Origin of the sequence: Sodalis-like endosymbiont of Proechinophthirus fluctus, assembly GCF_001602625.1 — a bacterium.
Taxonomy (GTDB): Bacteria; Pseudomonadota; Gammaproteobacteria; order Enterobacterales; family Enterobacteriaceae.
This window is the reverse complement of record NZ_LECR01000079.1, coordinates 3,873-4,094: the sequence shown is the minus strand read 5'-3', so window position 1 is coordinate 4,094 and position 222 is coordinate 3,873. Positions and strand designations below refer to the sequence as shown.

1 pseudogene is annotated in these 222 nt (G+C 60.4%); it reads right to left on the bottom strand.

The annotated features are described in order from the left end of the window. A pseudogene (gene ftsA / locus BG74_RS17935) lies at positions 1–222 on the bottom strand (cell division protein FtsA); the annotation flags it as partial.

The following is a 222-nucleotide window of genomic DNA, read 5'->3' as shown; positions in this document are numbered from 1 at the left end:
CCAGTGATATTCAGAGGCTGGCCGATGCGCACCTGAGTATGGAATACACGCTGCGCGCAGGCTGCCAAACCGTCAATTTGCGCTGCGCCGCCGGTCAGCACGATGCCCGCGGCCAGGTGGTGCTTTACCCCCTGCGCCCGCAGCTGTTCCTGTAGCTGTAAAATTTCATCGTTGACCAGGTTCAACAGCTCGGTATAACGCGGCTCGATCACCTCGGCCAGG